This is a genomic window from Dyadobacter soli, from assembly GCF_900101885.1.
GTDB classification, from domain to species: Bacteria; Bacteroidota; Bacteroidia; order Cytophagales; family Spirosomataceae; genus Dyadobacter; species Dyadobacter soli.
In genome coordinates this window covers 418,191-439,566 of record NZ_FNAN01000005.1, presented here as the reverse complement: position 1 = coordinate 439,566, position 21,376 = coordinate 418,191, and the positions used below count along the sequence as shown (strand labels likewise).

The following is a 21,376-nucleotide window of genomic DNA, read 5'->3' as shown; positions in this document are numbered from 1 at the left end:
CCCTATCGATCTTTAACCCTGATCACCAACTTCAAACCCGACCAAACCGGCGTCTACCGCGCACACTTTCACATCTACCAGGCCAATCGATAGTGCGAGATTACGGATCACATCCTCGGTAACATCAGTCGGTACTTTGGATGCCTTTTTGGGCCACGAAACCCAGATCATACCATTTGAAACAATCTCAGTTCTCAATGCAGGCAACATCGTTTCCAACTCCGTGGCGTCTCGGGTGAAATAGTGGATGAAATCGACTCCTTGTTCCGGCTCTTCGAAGAACCCGGTATCGGCAGGAATCCCTTCCAGCAAGTCAAAGTAATGCTCCGGCGGGTCGATAAGCCTGATTTTAAAGCCCGGTTTGATACCCAGCTTTTTGACGAGACCCGCATTGGAATAGCCTGCCTGTTCAGCCATAATATAAGTAAATGATATATAATTGTAATGTACAAATCTGTCATTTCAGACACAAGCATCATTTTCCAAAAGTCTTGCATGAATGCATTTCCGGTACATTTCACCTATTTTTACCCATTAACCTTTCCCTTATTCCTACTCTGACGCATGATTACCAACGACGCCGTAGTGCTCGGACTCTTAATGCTTATCCTGGCCGGAATTTTCTACACGGCTTCGCAGCCCGGCTGGAAACGGTTTTACAATATCATCCCGCCGCTGTTGCTGTGCTACTTCATACCCGGTCTGCTCAACTCGCTCGGCATTATCAACGGCGTCACTTCGCAGCTCTACCCGGTCGTTTCCAAATACTTCCTACCCGCGTGCCTTGTGCTTTTTACGGTCGGGATGGACTGGAAGTCGCTGACGCGGCTCGGCCCGAAAGCATTGGCAGCGATGTTGATCGGCACCGCGGGCATTATGATCGGCGGGCCGGTGGCATTGTGGGTCGTCGGGACGGTCAGCCCGGCTACGGTTGCAGGCGAAGGGGCCGACGCTGTCTGGCGGGGATTAGCGACGATTGCCGGCAGCTGGATCGGCGGTGGGGCCAATCAGACCGCATTACGCGAGGTGTTCCATCCCAGCGATGCATTGTTCTCGCAAATGGTCGCCGTGGATGTGCTCATAGCCGAGCTCTGGATGGCTGCATTGATCTACGGCGCCGGCATCGCCTCACGTGTGGACGCGTTCCTGGGCGCGGACAGCCGCACGGTGCAGGAAGCGAAGGAGCATTTAGATTCCGATCAAAAGGCAAACGAACAAAACCCGATGCTCCGCGATTACATTTTCCTGGCCGCCGCGGGTTTCGGCGCAACAGGTATTGCGCATGGTTTGGCAGAAGTAATTACCCCGTTTTTAGCTCAAAATTACCCTGCGCTTGAAAAGTACAGTCTGACTTCCAACTTCTTCTGGGTCATCAGCATTGCTACATTAATAGGAATACTCCTCTCGCTCACGCCCGTACGCAAACTGGAATATTACGGTGCATCAAGATTAGGCTCGGTGTTTCTCTATGTGCTGGTTGCAACCATTGGGATGCAAATGGATCTCGGCGCTGTTGCCGACAATCCGGGTTTGTTTGCCATTGGACTAATATGGATCTCCATCCACGGCATTATCCTCATTGTTGCTTGCAAATGGCTTAAAATACCTTTCTTCTTCCTGGCGGTAGGCAGCCAGGCAAATGTCGGCGGCTCCGCTTCGGCGTCGGTAGTGGCGGCGGCATTTCATCCGTCGCTCGCACCCGTGGGCGTGCTGCTCGCAATTTTAGGTTACGCGATCGGAACTTATGGAGGGTATCTGACTGCTTTAATGATGCAATGGATCAGCACCTAAACATCGGATCACATGGAAGACAATAGCAAACTCGATAAGATCGTCGAAGCGCGGATGAAATTGAAAGCCCGCTTCGAGCAGCAAATGGCGGAAACGCCGTCCGTTTCCGATACCCGGCCCATGGGAAGCGGCGCGGCAAACCGCCATGGAATGCCCCAACTACCCGTAGGCCAGACCAGGACCGTCAAATGGCCGGTGCTCGACCTCGGTTTTAAACCCGATGTACCACTTAGCAAATGGAAGCTGGTGATTGACGGAGAGGTGGAATCGCCGGTTACATTGTCCTGGCAGGAGTTCATGGCATTGCCCCAAACGAACGACGTCAGTGACTTTCATTGTGTAACCACATGGTCACGCATGGATGTGCCGTGGTTAGGCGTGCGCCTGGCCGATATTGCCGCATTGGTCATGCCCAAACCGACCGCGACGCACGTGCTTTGCCACGGTTACGATAAATACACGACCAACCTTTCGCTGGAAGAAGCATTGAAAGAGGATGTGCTGCTCGTCCACACCGCCGACGGCAAACCGCTCGAACGCGACCACGGCGGCCCGGTACGCATGATCACGCCGCAGCTTTACGCCTGGAAAGGCAGTAAATGGATCAGCCGCATTCAGTTTTTACCTAAAAACCAATTAGGATTCTGGGAGTTGAGAGGGTATTCCAATACGGCTTACCCGTGGAGGAACGACCGGTACAGCTAATTTCACAAATCCAGCACAAGCCCGTCGTACGCCAGATGGACGTGCGGCGGCAATTCGCTTTCTACGACTGCGTGCAGGCCGAGCTTGTGGCTGATGTGCGTCAGGTAAGCCTCCGGCACATTCAGTTTATCGATCAATTCCAGCGCTTGTGAAAGTGTGAAATGCGAAAGGTGCGGCTCTTTTTGAAGCGTATCGAGCACGAGCACGCGCGAGCCTTTGATCTTCTCCTGCTCTTCTTCGGAAATATAGTTCGCGTCGGTAATGTAGGTAAAATCGCCGATGCGGTAACCATAAACGGGCAGCTTATGGTGCATTACCTCGATAGGGATGATATTTACGCCCTCTACTTCAAACGGTTCGTTCTCAATGGGATGTAAAGAGAAATGCGGTACGCCGGGATAGCGCTTTTCAGCAAATGCGTAGGCGAACTCCGTTTTGATCTGGTTCAACACCTCCTGCCTGCCGTACAGCGGAATATCCATTTGCTGGCGGTGGTTGAATGCACGGATGTCGTCCAGGCCGGCGGTATGGTCCTTATGCTGGTGGGTGAAAATAGCGGCGTCCAGGTCCTTCACATTGGCGCGGAGCATTTGCTGCCGGAAGTCGGGGCCGGTATCGATGACGAACGATTTGCCGTGGGCCTGAATCCACACGGAAGTGCGTAAACGCTTGTCATGCTGGTCATTAGAACGGCAAACGACACATTCGCAGGCAATAACGGGTATTCCCTGCGATGTGCCGGTTCCTAAAAATGTAATCCTCATCAGGTGTTTATTCTGTCAGATGCGCCACCACTTCAACCAGGCGGTCGAAATTCAATGGCTTCATCAGCGCATCGTCAAATCCTGCTTCTTTGAAATCTTCGTCTGAATAATTTTTGGCATTGCCCGTAATTGCTACGATCGGCGTTTTCGCTTTCTTCTCGTCGGACAATTTGCGGATGCTTCTTGCACATTCCATTCCATCCATCACAGGCATATTGATATCGAGCAAAATGATATCAAAATCCTCTTTTTCAAGCAGTTGAAGCACTTGTTCGCCGTTTTTCACGGAAGTGATTTCATAATGCTGAAATTCAAGAATCTTCCTCGCCAGGTTTTGAATAACTGAACTGTCTTCGGCAATGAGTACTCGTTTTGTGTATGACATACAATGGGGCAGGTATTGTGTTTAAAGTTTTTTCCCAGGTCAATTTAGATATATTTCAACCAACATCGCAAACCCGATGGTCGCGAAGTTTCAAAATTATTCCAAAAAAGTAAATAAACCTCCCATACTTTTTCAAAGCGCGCGATCGGGTGTAAGTTTGCAGTCCGATTACCCAATAATCCTTGTTATGTTCAAAAATAAAGTGATCCGATACAGCACGATCGCCATGTTCATTGCGATCCTTGCTTACTTCATTATTGAAAACCTGGGCGGCGCAAGCAGCTCCGACGATGCCATCGCAGCCAACCCGGCAGCCTATAAAACCAAGATCCTCGAAGAACGTACCGCCAAAGACGAGCAGTTCAAATCCGGCGACGACTCGCCGATCAAGGACAAGGAAGCATTTCACGGCCTGCATTATTTCGAACCCAACCTCGGTTTCCGCATCAAGGCCAATATTTCGCCTTATATGCAGGACGATAAGGAGGTAATCGTGAAATATACTGACGGCACGAGCGAGAAATATGAAAAATACGGCTACGCCAATTTCAGCGTCGAAGGTCAGCCTCAAAAACTACTGTTATTAAAGAATGAAGGCACTATTTCGGTCCTTTTCCGCGATGGTACCAGCGGCAAGGAGACTTACGGAGGCGGCCGATACCTCGATTATCCGGCGGATCAGATCAAGAACAACACCATCGTGCTCGACTTCAACAAGGCGTATAACCCCTATTGTGCCTACCAGGAAAGCTACGCCTGCCCGGTACCGCCTGCCGAAAATACATTGACAGTCGCCATTCACGCAGGCGAAGTAACCGAAGAAGCTACGCACGAGGAGTGATAGCCTGATAAAAAACACGCACGCGGCGCAATCTGGCCGAATGCCGTTCAAACTAAATCATTAATTTTGCAAACAGGCTCCATTTCCCGCGCCTGATTTTTTATTGTTATTAAAGCATTCGCATGAAGATCTCTTATAAGTGGCTTAAAGATTTAATTGAACTAAACGAAACACCCGAGGAAATCGACCGTTTGCTAACGGGTACCGGGCTGGAAGTCGAAGGTATTGAAGAGATCGAATCGATAAAAGGCGGCTTGCAGGGCGTGGTGATCGGTGAAGTACTGACGCGTGAAAAGCACCCGGAAGCCGACCGGCTGAGTCTTACGACCGTTGATGTAGGCGGCGAAACGCCCCTATCCATCGTTTGCGGCGCAGCGAATGTGGCTGCGGGCCAGAAAGTGATCGTCGCGACCGTGGGCGCTACATTACATCCGACCGGCAGCGACCAGCCGCTGGTTTTGAAAAAATCCAAAATCCGGGGTGCATTATCCGAAGGGATGATTTGCGCAGAAGACGAGCTCGGTGTTGGAACGTCGCACGACGGCATTCTCGTACTCGATACCGACCTACCTAACGGCACGCCTGCCGCTGAATATTTCGGCATTTCCTCCGATTACCTGATCGAGATCGGTCTTACGCCTAACCGCGCGGACGCGGCTTCGCATTATGGCGTCGCACGTGATTTGAAAGCGGTTTTGAAGCGCGAGATCACGTTGCCATCGGTGGAGGCATTTAAAGTAGATAATCAAACTTTGCCGATTCCGGTAGAAGTTCGCAACTCCGAGGCCTGCCCTCGCTACACCGGTCTGACGATTTCGGGCATTACAGTCGCCGAATCGCCGGAATGGTTGAAGCAGCGCCTGCAAACGATCGGCATCCGCGCGATCAATAATATCGTCGACATTACCAATTATATCTGCCACGAGCTCGGCCAGCCGATGCATGCATTCGATGCGGATAAGGTTTTAGGCAAGAAAGTGATTGTTACGACCGTTGCCGAGAACACGCCATTCGTGACTTTGGACGGCGTAGAGCGTAAAATCTCTGCGAACGACCTGATAATTTGCAGCGAAGGCGTCGACGGGAACCCCGAGCCGATGTGCATTGCCGGTGTTTTCGGCGGATTGACATCCGGCGTTACCGAAACGACTACTTCGATTTTCCTGGAATCGGCCTACTTCTCGCCCGTGTGGGTACGCAGGACCGCGCAGCGTTTCGCATTGAAAACCGATTCGTCGTTCCGTTTCGAACGTGGTACCGACCCGAATATGCCGCTTTTCGCATTGAAAAGGGCTGCGTTGCTGATCCAGGAAATAGCCGGCGGCAGCATTTCATCCGACATTATCGACATTTACCCTGAGCCGATCGCGGATTTCAAGGTAAATATGAAGTATAAAAACATCGACCGGCTGATCGGCAAGGGACTTGAAAAAGACCTGATCAAAAGCATTCTGGAAAGCCTGGATATTAAGGTTACCGAGGAAACAGAAACCGGTTTTACGGCGATCGTGCCGCCTTACCGCGTAGACGTGCAGCGTGAGGCCGATGTGATTGAAGAGGTTCTGCGCATTTACGGCTTCGGCCAGGTAGAGCTTTCGGACGCATTGAGCTCGGATTACCTCTCGGATTTCCCGGTTAACGATCCTGAAAAGCTGAAACTGCGCGTGTCGGAACTTTTGGTAGGCAATGGTTTCAATGAAATGATCAACAACTCGTTGACCAAACCGGAGTACCAGGCTACATTGGGCGAAGCGCTTGCGGGTAACCCGATTAAAATCCTGAACTATTTGAGCGAAGACCTTTCGGTCATGCGCCAGACGCTGCTTTTCTCCGGCCTGGAAGTGATCGCCTACAACAGCAACCGCCGCCAGAAGGATTTGAAAGTATTCGAATTTGGCAAAACCTATCACGAAATCGACGGCAAATACATTGAAAAAGAGCGCCTTTCAGTATTCCTAACGGGTAATATCACCCAGGAAAGTTGGTTCGAAAAGTCACGCGAAGTGGTTTTCCATGACCTGGCTGCATTCGTGAACCAGGTTTTGACTTCGATGAAAATCAGGGATGTGCAGAAACAGGAAGCGGACAATGCCATTTTCAAAAGCGGGCTTACATTATTTGCCAATAAAAAACCGGTTGTATCCTTTGGTTTGCTGAATGCGGCCATTGCCAAAAAGCTGGACATCAAAGCGCCGGTTTATTATGCCGATTTCGATTGGGAATACCTGCTCCGCCAATACAGCGCCGCGGTGGCTTATACCGAAGTACCGAAGTTCCCGGAAGTACGCCGCGACCTTTCCGTGGTGCTGAACAAGAAAGTTACTTTCGAAGAACTTCGCCAGGCCGCTTACAAAACCGAGCGCAACCTGCTTCGTGCCGTAAACGTGTTCGATGTTTACGAAGGCGCTAACCTGGAAGGCAAAAAATCGTACTCGATCAGCTTCATTTTGCAGGATGAGCAGCAGACGCTTACCGACAAGGTGATCGACAAAACCATGCAGCGATTGATTGCTACCTACGAAAGGGAATTTGAAGCGGTGATCAGAAAGTAAAACACAGTTTTTTCATTGTCGGATTTTTTCAGTTGAGGAAAATGGAGAGGACCACTGAACGTATTATCGAACACAAACTGTCCGACGTCGAGAAAAAACTCGAAATCCTGATCAATCATAAAGAGAAACTAAACTGGTCGATCTCAGAGCTCCAGCGTGAAAACGCGGAGCTCAGGGCCGCCAATACGAGGCTCACGGAAGAATCGAAAGAAATAAGGAAAAAATACACCTCTTTAGAAAAAGACTTTAATAAGTCTAAAAGTTTCGCTAAACTTGTCACTAGTAAACTGACACCAACAGGCGCAATTGCCGAGCTGAAAGAATCAGTTGAAAGATATATCCAGGAGATCGATAAGTGCATCGAATTGCTTGAAGATACCTTATGAAAAAAAATAGCATACCTAATCCAGACGTTTCTGTCTTTATAAAACTGCTGGACAGAGGTTTCAAACTGAGCGTTCCGGCGGATCAGGAGAAATTTTACAGGGATGGGTATGAGGTGTTCATGCAGCGTGTGCAACAGCATAAATTAAAAGGGAAAGTATACGGTGACATAGAGGCCATTGCATTGACCTCTATCGAATGCCTGGTGGCATTGCAACGGAACCAGGAAGAAATGGACGACCTGGTAGCAGCTTTTAAAAGTAGAGTGGAAAAACTGGACGAAACGCTCGCCAGCGCCATTGAAAGCTGACACCCATACCTAACCCTTTGATTTTTACAGTATCTGCAAAAATATACTTTCAATTTCTTCCATTTTCGGCATTTCAACGCGGGTGTAGTCGGTAAAACCAACTATATATAACCATTATTGAAATGTCTAATTCATTGTATTTCATCGTCATCCTGTCTGATATCATCGCCATTGGGGTGGGTATTTTTGCAGGTAAGTACATCTTTCAGCGATCATTCGACGCAAAGGAAAAAGAGGCCCAGGACCGTGCAGCTGAAATTCTCCGGAATGCCGAGGTAGCCGCCGAAAACATCAAGAAAGACCGCATTCTCGAAGCGAAAGAAAAGTACCTCCGTTTGAAATCGGAATTCGAAGACGACGCCAATAAAAAACGCAGCATTCTCCAAAGCAACGAGCAGAAACTGAAACAGCGCGAGCAAAGCCTGAACCAGAGCATGGAACAGACCAAGCGCAAGGAAAACGAGCTCGATAGCCTCAAAAATAACCTCAATTCCCAACTGGAAGCGGCTACCAAACGCCGTGAAGAAGCAGAGAAATCCCTGCAACAGCAAGTTACCCAGCTGGAAAAAATCGCCAATCTCACCGCAGAGCAAGCCCGAGAACAACTCGTGGACGCATTGAAAGCGGAAGCGGAAACCCGCGCAGGGTCCTATATCAAAAGCGCCATGGAAGAAGCGCGTCTGACCGCCACCAAAGAGGCGAAGAAGATCGTGATTGAAACCATCCAGCGCACCGCCGCCGAGCACGCGATCGAAAACTGCGTGTCGGTATTCAACATTGAAAACGACGATATCAAAGGTAAAATCATCGGTCGCGAGGGACGGAACATCCGTGCTTTGGAAGCGGCTACCGGTGTGGAAATTATTGTGGATGATACCCCGGAAGCGATCGTTATCTCCGGTTTCGACCCGGTAAGAAGGGAAATTGCACGTCTCTCATTGCACCGTTTGGTGCAGGACGGACGTATCCACCCTGCCCGCATTGAAGAGGTAGTGGCTAAAACACGCAAGAATATTGAGGACGAAATCGTCGAAATCGGTGAAAGAACGGTGATCGACATGGGTATCCACGGCTTGCACCCTGAATTGGTAAAAATGATCGGCCGGATGCGTTTCCGCTCGTCTTACGGACAAAACCTGCTCCAACACTCCCGCGAAGTGGCCAAATTGTGTGCTACCATGGCTGCGGAACTCGGCTTGAATACCAAACTGGCGAAACGTGCCGGCTTGCTCCACGATATTGGTAAGGTTTGGCCGGAAGAATCGGATCTGCCGCACGCGATCCTGGGTATGGAATTGGCCAAGAAATACAAAGAGAACCCCGAGGTTTGCAACGCAATCGGCGCGCACCACGACGAGATCGAGATGACTTCTATCCTTTCGCCGGTTATCCAGGTTTGTGACGCTATTTCAGGTTCACGTCCGGGCGCACGCCGCGAAATGATGGAATCGTACATCCAGCGCCTCCGCGACCTCGAAAACCTTGCGCTGTCGTTTGACGGTGTTGAGAAATGCTACGCGATCCAGGCGGGCCGCGAGCTGCGCGTGATCATCGACGCCGACAATGTATCCGACGAAAAAGCGGGCTTGCTGTCGTTCGATATCTCGCAGAAAATTGAAAAAGAAATGCAGTACCCCGGCCAGATCAAGATCACGGTGATCCGCGAGATGCGTTCGGTGGCTTACGCGCGTTAATCCACTATTTTATACATGACTTACTCAAAGCTGACAAGCACAGAACTGGGAATCCGAACGCTCGGAGAACTAAAAAAAGCAGGTTATCAGTCGCGTTCTATCAAGCAGGAGCTGAGAGATAACCTGATTGAAAAGATCAGGAACAAGGAGAATGTCTTCCCGGGCATCTGGGGTTATGAGGAGACGGTCATTCCCGATGTGGAAAGGGCTATTCTTTCGATGCATAACATCAACTTCCTGGGCCTTCGCGGGCAGGCCAAGACGCGTATTGCGCGGATGATGGTCAACCTGCTCGACGAATATATACCTTACATTAAAAATTCGGAGCTGCACGACGACCCTTTGGCGCCGCTTTCGCGCTATGCCAAGGATGTGCTGGCCGATGAGGGCGACAATGCGGAAATAGCCTGGCTGCACCGCGACGAGCGCTATACCGAGAAGCTGGCAACGCCGGATGTTTCGGTTGCAGATTTGATCGGCGATGTGGACCCTATCAAAGCGGCGACATTGAAATTGCCTTATTCGGACGAGCGCGTGATCCACTTCGGGCTTATTCCCCGCTCCCACCGCGGTATTTTCGTGATCAACGAGTTGCCCGACTTGCAGGCGCGTATCCAGGTGGCATTGTTCAATATCTTGCAGGAAGGCGATATTCAGATCCGTGGTTTCAAACTGCGTTTACCGCTCGATATCCAGTTCGTGTTCACAGCTAACCCGGAGGATTACACCAACCGCGGAAGCATTGTAACGCCGCTCAAAGACCGGATCGAAAGCCAGATTGTGACGCACTACCCGAAAACGATCGAAACCGGCAAGCGCATTACCGAGCAGGAAGCGGTTGTAAAACCGGAACAAAAGGGTTTGGTACGCGTCAATGAGCTGGTTAAAACATTGATCGAGCAAGTGGCATTCGAGGCGCGTGAGAGTGAATATGTAGATGCCAAAAGTGGTGTTTCGGCACGTCTCACGATTTCCGCTTATGAAAGCCTTTTGAGTACCGCGGAAAGAAGAGCACTGATTAACGGTGAAGAATCGACTTACGTGCGCATTTCTGACCTTTACGGCGTCGTTTCGGCAATTTGCGGCAAGGTTGAGCTAGTATATGAAGGCGAAGTGGAAGGTCCGGTAATCGTGGCGCAGAACCTGATCGGTAAAGCTATCCGCACGCAGTTTCTGAACTTCTTCCCGGATCCTGAAAAAAGCAAAAAGAGCAAGATCAATCCTTACGCGAAAGTGGTGGAATGGTTTGGCGCCGGTAACGAAATGGAAATGCCCGCTGACATGACCGACCGCGAGTACATCGCGCGGCTGAAAACCATCGACGGCCTGGACGATTTCGTGGATATGCTCTCTGCTTATGGCGATGCGGAAGAAAAGCTTTTCATGATGGAATTTGCCTTGCACGGCATGGCCGAATTCTCGCTCGTAGGCAAGCAGGCGCTCGACCAGGGCATGAAGTTCCAGGACCTGGTAAGCAGCATGTTCTCCGGCCCCGGCGAAGATGATTACGACTTCGATGAGGACGACGACGATGATCGTAAGCCTTTCTAAGTTTTAGAATTGGTTAGATCAAATAGATACCAACAAAAATGCCCTGCTCGAAAGACAGGGCATTTTTGTTTGATTAACCTTAAAAGATTATTCCGGAGAACCGTCGTCAGCTACATTAGGCTCGCTGGTATCGATCAATGAATCAGGATCGGTATTCACCAGACCGCGGATCTTGCCTTCCAGCTCGTCCATCAGCTCGGGATTGTCTTTGATAAGCGCTTTCACAGCGTCGCGGCCTTGTCCGAGGCGGTTGCCTTCGTAGCTGAACCATGAACCCGATTTCTTCACGATGTCGAGCTCAACAGCAAGGTCGATGATCTCCCCTACTTTGGAAACGCCTTCGCCATACATGATATCGAATTCCACCACTTTGAATGGAGGTGCTACTTTATTTTTAACAACCTTCACGCGGGTACGGTTACCGAGGATCGCGTCGGCGCTTTCCTTGATCTGGCCCACACGACGGATATCCAAACGCACGGATGCGTAATATTTCAATGCATTACCACCGGTCGTTGTCTCAGGGTTACCGAACATCACACCGATCTTCTCGCGAAGCTGGTTGATGAAGATACAGCAGCATCCTGTTTTGTTGATCACACCGGTCAGCTTACGCAGCGCTTGTGACATCAAACGCGCCTGCAAACCCATTTTGCTTTCACCCATTTCGCCTTCGAGCTCGGCGCGTGGTACCAATGCCGCCACGGAGTCGATCACGATAATGTCAACCGCTCCGGAGCTGATCAGGTGCTCGGCGATTTCGAGTGCCTGCTCACCGTTGTCGGGTTGTGAAATGAGGAGGTTGCTGGTGTCGATACCGAGCTTTTCAGCATAAGATCTGTCAAATGCGTGCTCGGCGTCGATGAATGCTGCCAGGCCGCCTTTTTTCTGCGCCTCGGCAATGCAGTGCATCGACAAGGTGGTTTTACCCGACGATTCAGGTCCGTAGATCTCCACGATACGGCCGCGGGGCACACCGCCCACGCCGAGCGCAAGGTCAAGACCCAGTGAACCGGTCGAAATCACCGGAATATCTAATACTTTAGTGTCGCTCAGACGCATCACAGTACCTTTTCCATAAGCCTTGTCGAGCTTTTCGAGCGTGGTCTGTAACGCTTTTAGTTTGTTGTCTTTATCTGTTGTTGCTTGTGCCATAAAAATGGTAACAGTAATTTGGTTGGTACATAAAAAAGCGGCTTTTGCAGGACAAAAACCGCTCGTAAATGGGTCTTTATTGTTTTGTAAAAATAGCTAATTTCCACTAAAACAACAACCGCTAATTTGCCTTAAAACTTAATTTTTCACGAAATTTTCGCATTTTCGGGCGTTTATAAAGAGGAAGAAAAATTACCGATACCCAAGCGGTCAGATCAGCTTATTTAACGGCCGCGGAGTACCTACTTAACATTGAAATTGTGATCAAAAAAATATTGCTTACCCTCCTGGTCATCGTATTGTTGCTCGGCATCTGGCACCGGGAGGTACTCACTTACGGCTTCTTACAGGCCAAAGGTCAAATGGGTATTCTCACGCAGGTGGAGGACGTCGAAGATGTGCTGGCGAGTAAAACGTTTCCCGATTCCCTCAAAGCGAGGATACGCCTCATCGAAGAGATTAAAAAATTCGGTGTGGACTCGCTGGGACTGACGCCGTCGGATAATTATACCACGTTCTACAATCAACACGGCCGGCCGCTCATTTGGCTCATCACGGCGTCGCCAAGGTATAAAGTCGAGCCGCACCAGTGGCATTTCCCGATCGTAGGCACGTTTCCCTATAAAGGTTACTTCGATTCGACACGCGCCGTGGCGGAAGAAAAGACACTGATCGACAATGGGTTAGATACCGACATTGGAGAAGTTTCGGCTTGGTCGACATTAGGTTATCTCAAAGACCCCATCCTGTCGAGCATGCTCCGCCGGCGCGATGGCAGCCTCGCCAACCTGATATTGCACGAGCTTACACATGGTACGCTTTTTGTAAAAAACAACCTGGAACTCAATGAAAACCTTGCCAGTTTTGTAGGCGACCAGGGCGCGATCCGGTTTTTGAAATACAAATACGGCGCCGAATCGGAGCAAATGCGGCAGTATGAGTATTCCAAACGCTACAATGACGCCTATTCGCAGCATATGCTTAGGGGTGCGGGCCGTTTGGATAGTCTTTATAAAACATTTGGAGCGAATACAACTCCGAGCCCGAAAAAGGACTCATTGAAGATGAAAATGATCACCGATATCGTCAGCGACACGGATACACTTCTTTCCGGCAAGCGTACGTTAACAAACAAAACCCGCTGGCCCGACGGAAAACTTCCTAATAATGCTTACTTTATCAGCTACCTGACCTACAAGTCGAAACAGGACACTTTCAGGCAGGAATATGAACAAAAGTTTGGAGGGGATTTGAAGCGATACCTGAACTATTTAAAGGGCAAATACCCGTCCCTGTAACGTTAACAGCATGAAACGATCGTACACATTACTATTAGCCATTTCTACATTAGCATTGCTGCTCTCTTTCCGCCAGTTCGATGAGAGCGCGGAAATGGACCGCGTAGTCCATAACAAGAGCTTCGGCACCGGCGAGCGTGTCGAATACCGGGTGCATTACGGCTTCATCAATGCCGCCGAAGCGAAGGTGGAGGTGGGCAAGGCCGTTTCGATGATCAACAACAGGCCGTGCTACCGAGTGAACGTTATGGGCCGTACGGTAGGCGCATTCGACCTCATATCCCGCGTTCGCGACACCTGGCGCTCTTACATCGACACGACGGCCATTCTTCCGCATATGTTCGAACGGCAGATCCAGGAAAACAAATACCGCAAGGATGAAACGGTGTATTTCAACCACAACAAGGATCAGGCGGTATCGAACGTAAAACAGGAGAGCAAAACCTACAATGTCCCGAACAACATTCACGACATCATCAGCGGCTATTTTTTCCTCCGTACCATCAATTTTGACAAGGTCCGAGAAGGTGAGATCATCGAAGTGCCTACTTTCTTCGATGGCGAGGTTTACAAGCTGCGCGTACGTTATGTGGGCAGGGATGTGATCAAGACCAAGTTTGGTAAAAGCAAGGTGCTTCGCCTCTCCCCGCAGATTCCTACCAACAAATTCTTCAAAGGCGAGGAGCCAATGGCGCTCTGGATTTCCGACGATTCCAACAAAATCCCTTTAAAAGCCGAGGTAGACCTTAAAATCGGTTCACTGGAAATGGATTTAAAATCTTATAAAGGGCTTAAAAAGGATATTGCCTGGTTTTGATCAGCAGCCATTTACGAAACTGCTGAATTTGACGGAGCGGGAACGGCAATGCATTTCTCCTGATACTATAAACAGGCATTGCAACTGCTCCGAAAACGGAATAGTAACCCGCAATGGATTGCTTCGAAGGACTTTCAAAATCAAATACCGACTCTGAACCCGCATTTGCCTGGAAATACCGATCCAACATGACCGCCCTGGCATTTCCCTTACGGCCTGCATCGTCCGCCGCATTAAACAGGTAAATCGTTCTCCCGCGATAATGTACGAGCATGATGCCTGCGTGTACATAAGCGCCCGTGCGCGCATACATGAGACGTCCGTTTCCGTTTTGAATGCATTTCTCTCCAAGCCTCCTCAACGTTGGGTAAGCATTCGCTTTGATCCTCCCAATGCACCGCGCATGATTCTCTTCAAAAAGCGCTATTAATGGCTCCAAATCCTCCGATCGGGTGATTTTCCAATGCATCCTCGCGCCCCGTTTCAGGTTAAGCTTCCGGTCTTTGGAATAGCCCGCCAGAAGCGCCCGGTAGGGACGCTGCAAATCCAGCCAATGCGTTTGAAATACCTCCCATTTAAAACCACTCAAACGGTGCCCGATGCTATGAATAGCTGTAAAATTCTCCGGATTAAGGGAATAGCAGGAAACGTATGCAAACCGCCCTGCGAGCGCTTCCATAAATGCCCCGCATTGCTCCGTACTGATGTTATTTTTTGAAAAAATGCCCAAGTACTGGCAGAAAAGCGGCTGGTAGAGCACGCGACTGCCAAACTTACGCCTGACTGGCAGCGGCATTACCATCGAGAAATCGCTAGCGGATGGCCACACGAGGGCTTCCCATTGCTCGCAAACGATATCGAGGTACCAGCTTAATGCGTAAATGACGCATTGCTGACTTTGATGAATTTGATTGTCCCAGGTTTGCGCATCAATCTGCGCACGGGTAAGAAGGATCGGTTTCAGTAACATGGTGTTCAGGATTTGCCCTGAACATTGATACGTCAAAACCTATTTAAAGTAACTGCGAAGCTTCTGCAAAGTTTCTTCCACGTCCGGAGTTTCGTCCATGAGCAGGTTAATGCTTTGAATCGAGTGGATTACGGTACTGTGGTCGCGGCCGCCGAAATGGTAGCCGATGGATTTAAGCGGCAAATCTGTGTATTCCTTAGCCAGGTACATCGCGAGCTGGCGCGGGTACACGACTTCTTTTTTACGGCTTTTACTTTTGAGATCGGCAATCGAAACCTGGAAGTAATCGGCGATGATTTCCTGAATGGTGTCGATCGTAACCTCCTTATCCTCGTTCATTACGATGTTGCGGAGGGTATTTTTCGCCAGTTCCACGTCGATATTGCGGCGGGTAAGCGAAGCCTGCGCCATCAGCGACACGATCACGCCTTCCAGCTCCCTCACGTTGGAGTTCACGCTGTGCGCAATGTATTCGATCACATCATAATCGATCGAAATGCCTTCCGACTGGATCTTTTTCTGGATAATGGCGATACGCGTTTCGAAATCCGGCGCCTGCAAATCGGCGGTAAGGCCCCATTTGAAGCGGGATAGCAAACGATCCTGCAAGCCTTGCAGCTCACGCGGCGGGCGGTCGCTCGTCATGATGATCTGCTTGCCCAGCTGGTGCAGGTGGTTGAAAATATGGAAGAATGTGTCCTGCGTTTTTTCCTTACCCGACAAAAACTGCACGTCGTCGATCGCCAGCACATCCACTTTCATGTAAAAATCCGTGAAGTCCTGCAGTGTGTTGTTACGGATCGAATTAATGAACTGGTTGGTAAATTTCTCAGAAGAAACGTATAGTACCAGCTTGTTCTCGTAGTGGTTGGTAATGTAATTGCCGATGGCCTGCACGAGGTGCGTCTTACCCAGCCCTACCCCGCCGTACATCATCAGCGGGTTGAACGACGTAAGCCCCGGACGTTGCGCTACCGCAAAACCGGCCGAGCGGGCCAGCCTGTTACAGTCGCCTTCGATGAAATTATCGAATGAATAATTGGGGTTCAGATACGTATCGAGCGTCAGCGAATCCTGGTCTTTCTCCTTCACCGCGGTGCCCATTCTGGGGTCGGTCGCGAAATTATCCGGTCGGGAATAATTTGGAGATTTCTGAGTTGAGACGTTCATCGTCAGCGGCTGGTGCTTCTCGTTACCGGTGTCGACAATAATGGAATATTCCAATAATCCGTCACGGCCGATCGCATAGTCCAGCGCCTTTCTCAGCAGATTGACATAGTTATCTTCCAGCCATTCGTAGAAAAACTGGCTGGGAACCTGCACGGTAAGTACTTTACCATAGAGTTTTAAGGGACGAATGGGTTCAAACCACGTCTTAAAACTCTGCTCTGGAATGTGCTGCTGAATAATCCGCAGGCAAGCATCCCAAACCTGGTCTACCTCTCTATTTGTGCTGATTCTTTCCAATGTATAATTTACCAAACTCTGAGTATCATAATTCAAAAGGACGGCAAAGATATAAAAATACCTGATCTCTCCAGATGAAACGAACATTCAATTTAATCGTCGGAAAGAGTATCTGCAAACCCAAAAATAAAATTGCGGTTGCAATCGTGTCCAGAAGGTTACAGAAGCGGTTTTGATATCAAAATACCCTTTTTTGCATCCCAAAATTTGTAGTTTTGCTAACGGCACACATCCCACATTTACCCATAAAATGACCGACCCATGGCATCGAAACTGTTTTCGGAATTTTCTGCAACCGACAAAAATGCCTGGGAAAAACTCGCCGCCAGAGAAGTAAAAGGCCGCGATGAGCTACTGAACGGATGGGAACCGGCGCCGGGGTTGCATTTCAAATCGTATGTCACCGCTGATGAGATCGATTGGGAATTGGTCCAAGAAATTCAGCAGGCACAAAAGCAAACACCTGGCTGGCTGAATGCGAATGAGGGACTTGCGGCAGCATCACATGCATTCACGATCGAATTGCAGGGTGATAATCCGGTAGCGCAGCTGCTGTCCGCCCAGGTTTATTTTTCCAAGGGGTATTCCAATGACGGCCCGCCGTTTCAGCAAATGTTGGAACAAGCCACTATCCTGGTCCCGGTGACCTCGCACTACCTGACCGAAATCGCGAAGCTGCGGGCATTACGGCACCTTTTGCGGAAGATGGCGCTCGCGTTCGGTACGTCCGGCGAAGCTGGAAGTCCTTTAATCCATGCAAAAACGCTGATTTCTTACGAGACAAACCAAACCGACTATACCAATCTCGTGCGAGCCACCGCGCAGGCCATGAGCGCGGTTATCGGCGGCTGCGACGCGCTGACAGTGCTGCCGTTCGATAACTCAGACAATGCATTAGCACAGCGGCTCGCCACACACGTTTCCTACATCCTCGAACACGAAAGCCATTTCGGAAAAGTTGCCGATCCCGCCGCAGGTTCATTTGCATTGGAAGATATGACATTGCGGCTGTCAAATGCCGCGTGGGAAGGCTTTTTGAAAACCGCGGATGGCGCCGCTTTCGGAAATGTGGCGGATAAACCGTTGAAGGAAAGCCGTCACAACATTCCGCAAAAGCCATTTTCGACAGCAGAAGGCATTGAACTCAAAAACGGCTTCACCGCCGAGGACCTGGCCAATGCCGAACACCTCGCATTCGGCGCGGGCGCTCCCCCCTTCCTACGCGGCCCGTACGCGAGCATGTACCTCGAACGCCCTTGGACGATCCGGCAATACGCGGGCTTCTCGACAGCCGCCGAATCCAACGCATTCTACCGCCGGAACCTCGCAGCGGGGCAGAAAGGATTATCTGTCGCATTCGACCTCGCCACGCACCGCGGCTACGACTCCGACCACCCTCGCGTAACCGGCGACGTCGGCAAGGCAGGCGTGGCGATCGACTCCGTGGAGGATATGATGACGCTGTTCGATCAGATCCCGCTGGATCAGATGTCGGTGTCGATGACGATGAATGGCGCGGTCATACCCGTAATGGCCTTTTTTATCGTCGCTGCGGAAGAACAAGGCGTGCAGCCGGACCAACTTACCGGGACGATCCAGAACGACATTCTGAAAGAGTTTATGGTGCGCAACACCTACATTTATCCGCCAGCACCGTCCATGCGCATTGTAGGCGATATTTTTGCCTATGCCTCGCAGCATATGCCCCGCTTTAACTCGATCAGTATCAGCGGCTATCATATGCATGAGGCGGGGGCTCCCGCGCACATCGAGCTCGCCTACACGCTCGCGGACGGGCTCGAATACATCCGTACGGGCATTAATGCAGGCATTGCCATCGACGATTTCGCGCCCAGGCTATCGTTTTTCTGGGGAATTGGCATGAACCATTTCATGGAAATCGCCAAAATGCGGGCCGGACGGATGCTTTGGGCTAAAATCGTGAAGCAGTTCAATCCACAGAATGAAAAATCGCTGATGCTCCGCACGCATTGCCAGACGAGCGGGTACAGCCTCACCGAGCAGGAGCCATTCAACAACATTACCCGCACCACTATCGAAGCCATGGCCGCCGTGATGGGGCACACGCAATCGCTGCACACCAATTCGTTCGATGAGGCCATTGCATTACCCACCGACTTTTCAGCGCGCATTGCACGGAATACCCAGCTTTTTATCCAGCAAGAAACCGACCTCTGCAAGGCCGTCGACCCGTGGGGTGGTTCCTATTACGTCGAATACCTCACGATGCAACTCGCCGAAAAAGCCTGGCAACTCATCGAAGAAGTGGAAGCATTGGGCGGTATGACGAAAGCCATTGAAACCGGGCTCCCCAAAATGCGCATCGAAGAGGCCGCTGCCCGCAAACAGGCACGGATCGATGCGGGAAAGGAAGTGATAGTGGGTGTAAACCGGTACAAAACCGACGAGAAGCAGTCTTTTGAGATACTACAAATTGATAATGACGCGGTAAGGCGCGCGCAGATCGCACAACTTGCAGGTATTCGCAAAAACAGGAATGAGCGGGAGGCACGCGACGCGCTCAACCGTCTTACAGGTGCGTGCAAGGACGCAGGTGGAAAGGATATGCATTCCAATCTGCTCGCATTGGCCGTGGATGCGGCACGCAAAAGCGCTACATTAGGTGAAATTTCAGAGGCTATGGAAAAGAATTTTGGCAGGTACCAGTCTACCATTCGGTCGGTTTCAGGAGTTTACCGGGCGGAAGTTTCGGATGATGAAAATTTCCGGCGCGCACGCGAAATGTCCGATGAATTTGCCCGCCAGGAAGGCCGCCGGCCGCGCATGATGGTCGCAAAAATGGGCCAGGACGGCCACGACCGGGGAGCAAAAGTGATCGCCACCAGTTTCGCCGATCTCGGTTTCGACGTGGACATTGCGCCACTGTTCCAGACACCGCAGGAAGTAGCCATGCAAGCCATTGAAAACGACGTGCATATCATCGGCGCATCAAGCCTTGCCGCGGGGCACAAAACCCTGGTTCCGGAGCTGATTGGTGAGTTGAATAAATTGGGACGAGGCGATATTATGGTTATCGCTGGCGGCGTGATACCGGCGCAGGACTATCAGTTTTTGTACGATGCAGGGGTAAAAGGCATTTTCGGCCCCGGAACCGTCATTTCGGTGGCCGCACAGGAGATACTGACCAAATTAATGCAGGAAAATTAATTTACACCCGCAAAAACCAGCGAAGTACAATTCCCTCCAAACCCGAAGGAGTTGGAAAGCACATAATTTAAAGGATAACCGTCCTGCCATTGGGAAACCGGCGCGTTATCACCGTTAATGGGCTCATGGATATTCAGACTTGGAAACAACTCCGAATGCACAATGCCCAAAATGCTGAAAATAGCCTCCACAGCGCCCGCAGCGCCCAAAGTATGCCCTGTGAATGATTTGGTAGAACTATAAGGAGGCATCTTACCGAACAACTCCCCCATTCCGAAAAACTCGACCTGATCGTTATTCTGCGTGCCGGTACCGTGTGCATTCACGTAACCTATCTGGCCTGTTTCGATGCCCGCCGAACGGATCGCCTCGCGCATGCAGCGGATCGCGCCCGTAGCCTCGTCGGACATGGCCGAGGGATGGTGCGCATCGTTCGCATTGCCGAAACCGGCAATTTCCGCATATACCTTTTTCCCGACCGCCAGCTCTTCCGCTTCCAGTACCAGGTAACCCGCGCCTTCGCCAAGGTTCAGGCCGTCGCGGTTAATGTCAAAAGGCTTGCAGGGGGATTCGGAAAGGATTTTTAATGCATTAAAACCGTTGACGGTGTATTTGGCCAGGCTATCCACACCTCCTACAATCGCCCTTTTTAAACGTCCCGAGCGGATCAGCCGCGCGCCGAGCATAATGGCATTCGCGGACGACGAGCAGGCCGTATTAATCGTATCCGTAAAGCCCTTGATACGGTAGCGTTTGACCAGCTTCAAAGTGTGCGCCGAGCAGCCGTAGGATTCGAGGTATTCCGAACCTTCGGATTTGTGGTTGGCATCTTCGTAGAGCTGGTCGGTGAGGCACATGCCGCCGACGGTGCTGGCAGAAATGAGCGCGGTATCGAGCGAGGAAAGCTGGCCGGGCGTCAATGCGGCGTCGGCAATGGCTTCGGTGAATGCTTTGTCGGCAAGCAGGCAGGTGCGCGTGTAACCGGCGGCAGATTCGAGTTGCTGTAATTTCTTCAACGCGTCGTTGCTCAGCTTCACTTCGCCGAATGGCAATTGCGAGGCGTACAGCGATTCAAAGAATGAAACTCTGCCGATCCCCGACCGCCCGCTTCGTAAGCTCTGATGATTCTCGGCCACATTGTTACCAATGGCCGAAATCATGCCCATACCCGTCACCAACACCCTTCCCATCGAAAATTAAGCAGCTTTTGTATTGGCGAGAATGTATTCCGCCATGTGGTTTACATCGACGAGGATCTTGCGCCCCTCGGCCGGGTTATTGATTTTAATACCGTACTCCCTTTCGAGCAGCACCACGAGTTCGAGCGAGTCGATCGAATCGAGGCCCAGGTCGCCGCCGAAAAGCGGTTCGTCGTCCTTAATGTCGGCAGGGTTAATGTCCAGCAAGTTCAGGTATTGTACAATTTGCCCTTTCAGGATGGGCTTCAAGCTCTCTATGTCCATATTGATTTGTTAATCGCTTTAAAAGTGAGTCGGGTGCAAC

The 21,376-nt window shown here is 50.7% G+C and carries 19 protein-coding genes and 1 pseudogene; 12 read left to right on the top strand and 8 right to left on the bottom strand.

Annotation, left to right across the window (positions count from 1 at the left end):
• Positions 1-12: 12 nt before the first annotated feature.
• The gene (locus BLQ88_RS10285) at positions 13-417 is read right to left on the bottom strand and encodes a DUF3052 domain-containing protein (RefSeq protein WP_229212651.1); all 405 of its coding nucleotides are present in this window, start codon (positions 415-417) and stop codon (positions 13-15) included.
• Between the two features lie 147 nt (positions 418-564).
• Here BLQ88_RS10285 and BLQ88_RS10280 point away from each other — a divergent pair, with 147 nt between their 5' ends.
• Together BLQ88_RS10280 and BLQ88_RS10275 are read left to right on the top strand one after the other, a co-directional pair.
• On the top strand, positions 565-1,791 hold the full coding sequence (locus BLQ88_RS10280; RefSeq protein WP_090148945.1) for a DUF819 family protein: 1,227 nt from the start codon (positions 565-567) through the stop codon (positions 1,789-1,791).
• Between the two features lie 12 nt (positions 1,792-1,803).
• Positions 1,804-2,496, top strand: coding sequence for a molybdopterin-dependent oxidoreductase (locus BLQ88_RS10275; RefSeq protein WP_090148943.1), 693 nt, complete (start codon positions 1,804-1,806; stop codon positions 2,494-2,496).
• 2 nt (positions 2,497-2,498) lie between these two features.
• Here the strand turns inward: BLQ88_RS10275 and BLQ88_RS10270 are convergent, their stop codons facing one another.
• Entirely contained in the window at positions 2,499-3,260 is a 762-nt protein-coding gene (locus BLQ88_RS10270) for an MBL fold metallo-hydrolase (protein ID WP_090148941.1), read from the bottom strand.
• Positions 3,261-3,267: 7 nt separating this feature from the next.
• Positions 3,268-3,645, bottom strand: a complete 378-nt coding sequence (locus tag BLQ88_RS10265) for a response regulator (protein WP_090148939.1) — start codon at positions 3,643-3,645, stop codon at positions 3,268-3,270.
• A 187-nt stretch (positions 3,646-3,832) separates the two neighbouring features.
• Between BLQ88_RS10265 and BLQ88_RS10260 the strand changes: the two genes are divergently transcribed.
• The 6 genes from BLQ88_RS10260 (at position 3,833) to BLQ88_RS10235 (ending at position 10,977) form a co-directional block, all read left to right on the top strand.
• Positions 3,833-4,486, top strand: a complete 654-nt coding sequence (locus tag BLQ88_RS10260; protein ID WP_229212650.1) for a DUF1684 domain-containing protein — start codon at positions 3,833-3,835, stop codon at positions 4,484-4,486.
• A gap of 122 nt (positions 4,487-4,608) precedes the next feature.
• On the top strand, positions 4,609-7,038 hold the full coding sequence (gene pheT, locus BLQ88_RS10255) for a phenylalanine--tRNA ligase subunit beta (protein ID WP_090148936.1): 2,430 nt from the start codon (positions 4,609-4,611) through the stop codon (positions 7,036-7,038).
• Between the two features lie 41 nt (positions 7,039-7,079).
• The gene (locus BLQ88_RS10250) at positions 7,080-7,424 is read left to right on the top strand and encodes a hypothetical protein (protein ID WP_090148935.1); all 345 of its coding nucleotides are present in this window, start codon (positions 7,080-7,082) and stop codon (positions 7,422-7,424) included.
• Positions 7,421-7,732, top strand: a complete 312-nt coding sequence (gene zapA, locus BLQ88_RS10245; RefSeq protein WP_090148933.1) for a cell division protein ZapA — start codon at positions 7,421-7,423, stop codon at positions 7,730-7,732. The genes BLQ88_RS10250 and zapA overlap by 4 nt, the downstream gene beginning before the upstream one ends.
• 122 nt (positions 7,733-7,854) lie before the next feature.
• On the top strand, positions 7,855-9,426 hold the full coding sequence (rny, locus tag BLQ88_RS10240; protein WP_090148932.1) for a ribonuclease Y: 1,572 nt from the start codon (positions 7,855-7,857) through the stop codon (positions 9,424-9,426).
• Positions 9,427-9,441: 15 nt separating this feature from the next.
• The gene (locus BLQ88_RS10235; protein WP_090148930.1) at positions 9,442-10,977 is read left to right on the top strand and encodes a P-loop NTPase family protein; all 1,536 of its coding nucleotides are present in this window, start codon (positions 9,442-9,444) and stop codon (positions 10,975-10,977) included.
• Between the two features lie 87 nt (positions 10,978-11,064).
• Here the strand turns inward: BLQ88_RS10235 and recA are convergent, their stop codons facing one another.
• Complete coding sequence (recA, locus tag BLQ88_RS10230; protein WP_090148928.1) at positions 11,065-12,132, bottom strand: recombinase RecA; 1,068 nt, start codon at positions 12,130-12,132, stop codon at positions 11,065-11,067.
• A gap of 260 nt (positions 12,133-12,392) precedes the next feature.
• Between recA and BLQ88_RS10225 the strand changes: the two genes are divergently transcribed.
• Both BLQ88_RS10225 and BLQ88_RS10220 read left to right on the top strand, forming a co-directional pair.
• The gene (locus BLQ88_RS10225) at positions 12,393-13,430 is read left to right on the top strand and encodes an aminopeptidase (protein ID WP_090148927.1); all 1,038 of its coding nucleotides are present in this window, start codon (positions 12,393-12,395) and stop codon (positions 13,428-13,430) included.
• A 10-nt stretch (positions 13,431-13,440) separates the two neighbouring features.
• Positions 13,441-14,247, top strand: a complete 807-nt coding sequence (locus BLQ88_RS10220; RefSeq protein ID WP_090148925.1) for a DUF3108 domain-containing protein — start codon at positions 13,441-13,443, stop codon at positions 14,245-14,247.
• On the opposite strand, the gene BLQ88_RS10215 is transcribed toward BLQ88_RS10220, so the two are convergent.
• Both BLQ88_RS10215 and dnaA read right to left on the bottom strand, forming a co-directional pair.
• Positions 14,222-15,217, bottom strand: a complete 996-nt coding sequence (locus tag BLQ88_RS10215; protein ID WP_090148923.1) for a GNAT family N-acetyltransferase — start codon at positions 15,215-15,217, stop codon at positions 14,222-14,224. The two genes, BLQ88_RS10220 and BLQ88_RS10215, sit on opposite strands and share 26 nt — an antisense overlap.
• 39 nt (positions 15,218-15,256) lie before the next feature.
• The gene (gene dnaA / locus BLQ88_RS10210; protein ID WP_229212649.1) at positions 15,257-16,684 is read right to left on the bottom strand and encodes a chromosomal replication initiator protein DnaA; all 1,428 of its coding nucleotides are present in this window, start codon (positions 16,682-16,684) and stop codon (positions 15,257-15,259) included.
• A 261-nt stretch (positions 16,685-16,945) separates the two neighbouring features.
• Between dnaA and BLQ88_RS37680 the strand changes: the two are divergent.
• Positions 16,946-17,662 (top strand): annotated as a pseudogene (locus BLQ88_RS37680) (methylmalonyl-CoA mutase family protein); the annotation flags it as partial.
• A gap of 90 nt (positions 17,663-17,752) precedes the next feature.
• Complete coding sequence (gene scpA, locus BLQ88_RS10205) at positions 17,753-19,873, top strand: methylmalonyl-CoA mutase (protein ID WP_229212655.1); 2,121 nt, start codon at positions 17,753-17,755, stop codon at positions 19,871-19,873.
• Here scpA and BLQ88_RS10200 read toward each other — a convergent pair.
• Both BLQ88_RS10200 and BLQ88_RS10195 read right to left on the bottom strand, forming a co-directional pair.
• Entirely contained in the window at positions 19,870-21,063 is a 1,194-nt protein-coding gene (locus tag BLQ88_RS10200; protein WP_090148920.1) for a beta-ketoacyl-[acyl-carrier-protein] synthase family protein, read from the bottom strand. The two genes, scpA and BLQ88_RS10200, sit on opposite strands and share 4 nt — an antisense overlap.
• A gap of 6 nt (positions 21,064-21,069) precedes the next feature.
• Positions 21,070-21,336, bottom strand: coding sequence for a phosphopantetheine-binding protein (locus BLQ88_RS10195; protein WP_015815230.1), 267 nt, complete (start codon positions 21,334-21,336; stop codon positions 21,070-21,072).
• Positions 21,337-21,376 lie beyond the last annotated feature (40 nt).

Excerpts from the sequence above, each read along its gene's own strand:
- BLQ88_RS10285 (WP_229212651.1), bottom strand. The coding sequence starts at position 417 with ATGGCTGAACAGGCAGGCTATTCCAATGCGGGTCTCGTCAAAAAGCTG.
- BLQ88_RS10280 (WP_090148945.1), top strand. The coding sequence starts at position 565 with ATGATTACCAACGACGCCGTAGTGCTCGGACTCTTAATGCTTATCCTG.
- BLQ88_RS10275 (WP_090148943.1), top strand. The coding sequence starts at position 1,804 with ATGGAAGACAATAGCAAACTCGATAAGATCGTCGAAGCGCGGATGAAA.
- BLQ88_RS10270 (WP_090148941.1), bottom strand. The coding sequence starts at position 3,260 with ATGAGGATTACATTTTTAGGAACCGGCACATCGCAGGGAATACCCGTT.
- BLQ88_RS10265 (WP_090148939.1), bottom strand. The coding sequence starts at position 3,645 with ATGTCATACACAAAACGAGTACTCATTGCCGAAGACAGTTCAGTTATT.
- BLQ88_RS10260 (WP_229212650.1), top strand. The coding sequence starts at position 3,833 with ATGTTCAAAAATAAAGTGATCCGATACAGCACGATCGCCATGTTCATT.
- pheT (WP_090148936.1), top strand. The coding sequence starts at position 4,609 with ATGAAGATCTCTTATAAGTGGCTTAAAGATTTAATTGAACTAAACGAA.
- BLQ88_RS10250 (WP_090148935.1), top strand. The coding sequence starts at position 7,080 with ATGGAGAGGACCACTGAACGTATTATCGAACACAAACTGTCCGACGTC.
- zapA (WP_090148933.1), top strand. The coding sequence starts at position 7,421 with ATGAAAAAAAATAGCATACCTAATCCAGACGTTTCTGTCTTTATAAAA.
- rny (WP_090148932.1), top strand. The coding sequence starts at position 7,855 with ATGTCTAATTCATTGTATTTCATCGTCATCCTGTCTGATATCATCGCC.
- BLQ88_RS10235 (WP_090148930.1), top strand. The coding sequence starts at position 9,442 with ATGACTTACTCAAAGCTGACAAGCACAGAACTGGGAATCCGAACGCTC.
- recA (WP_090148928.1), bottom strand. The coding sequence starts at position 12,132 with ATGGCACAAGCAACAACAGATAAAGACAACAAACTAAAAGCGTTACAG.
- BLQ88_RS10220 (WP_090148925.1), top strand. The coding sequence starts at position 13,441 with ATGAAACGATCGTACACATTACTATTAGCCATTTCTACATTAGCATTG.
- BLQ88_RS10215 (WP_090148923.1), bottom strand. The coding sequence starts at position 15,217 with ATGTTACTGAAACCGATCCTTCTTACCCGTGCGCAGATTGATGCGCAA.
- BLQ88_RS10200 (WP_090148920.1), bottom strand. The coding sequence starts at position 21,063 with ATGGGAAGGGTGTTGGTGACGGGTATGGGCATGATTTCGGCCATTGGT.
- BLQ88_RS10195 (WP_015815230.1), bottom strand. The coding sequence starts at position 21,336 with ATGGACATAGAGAGCTTGAAGCCCATCCTGAAAGGGCAAATTGTACAA.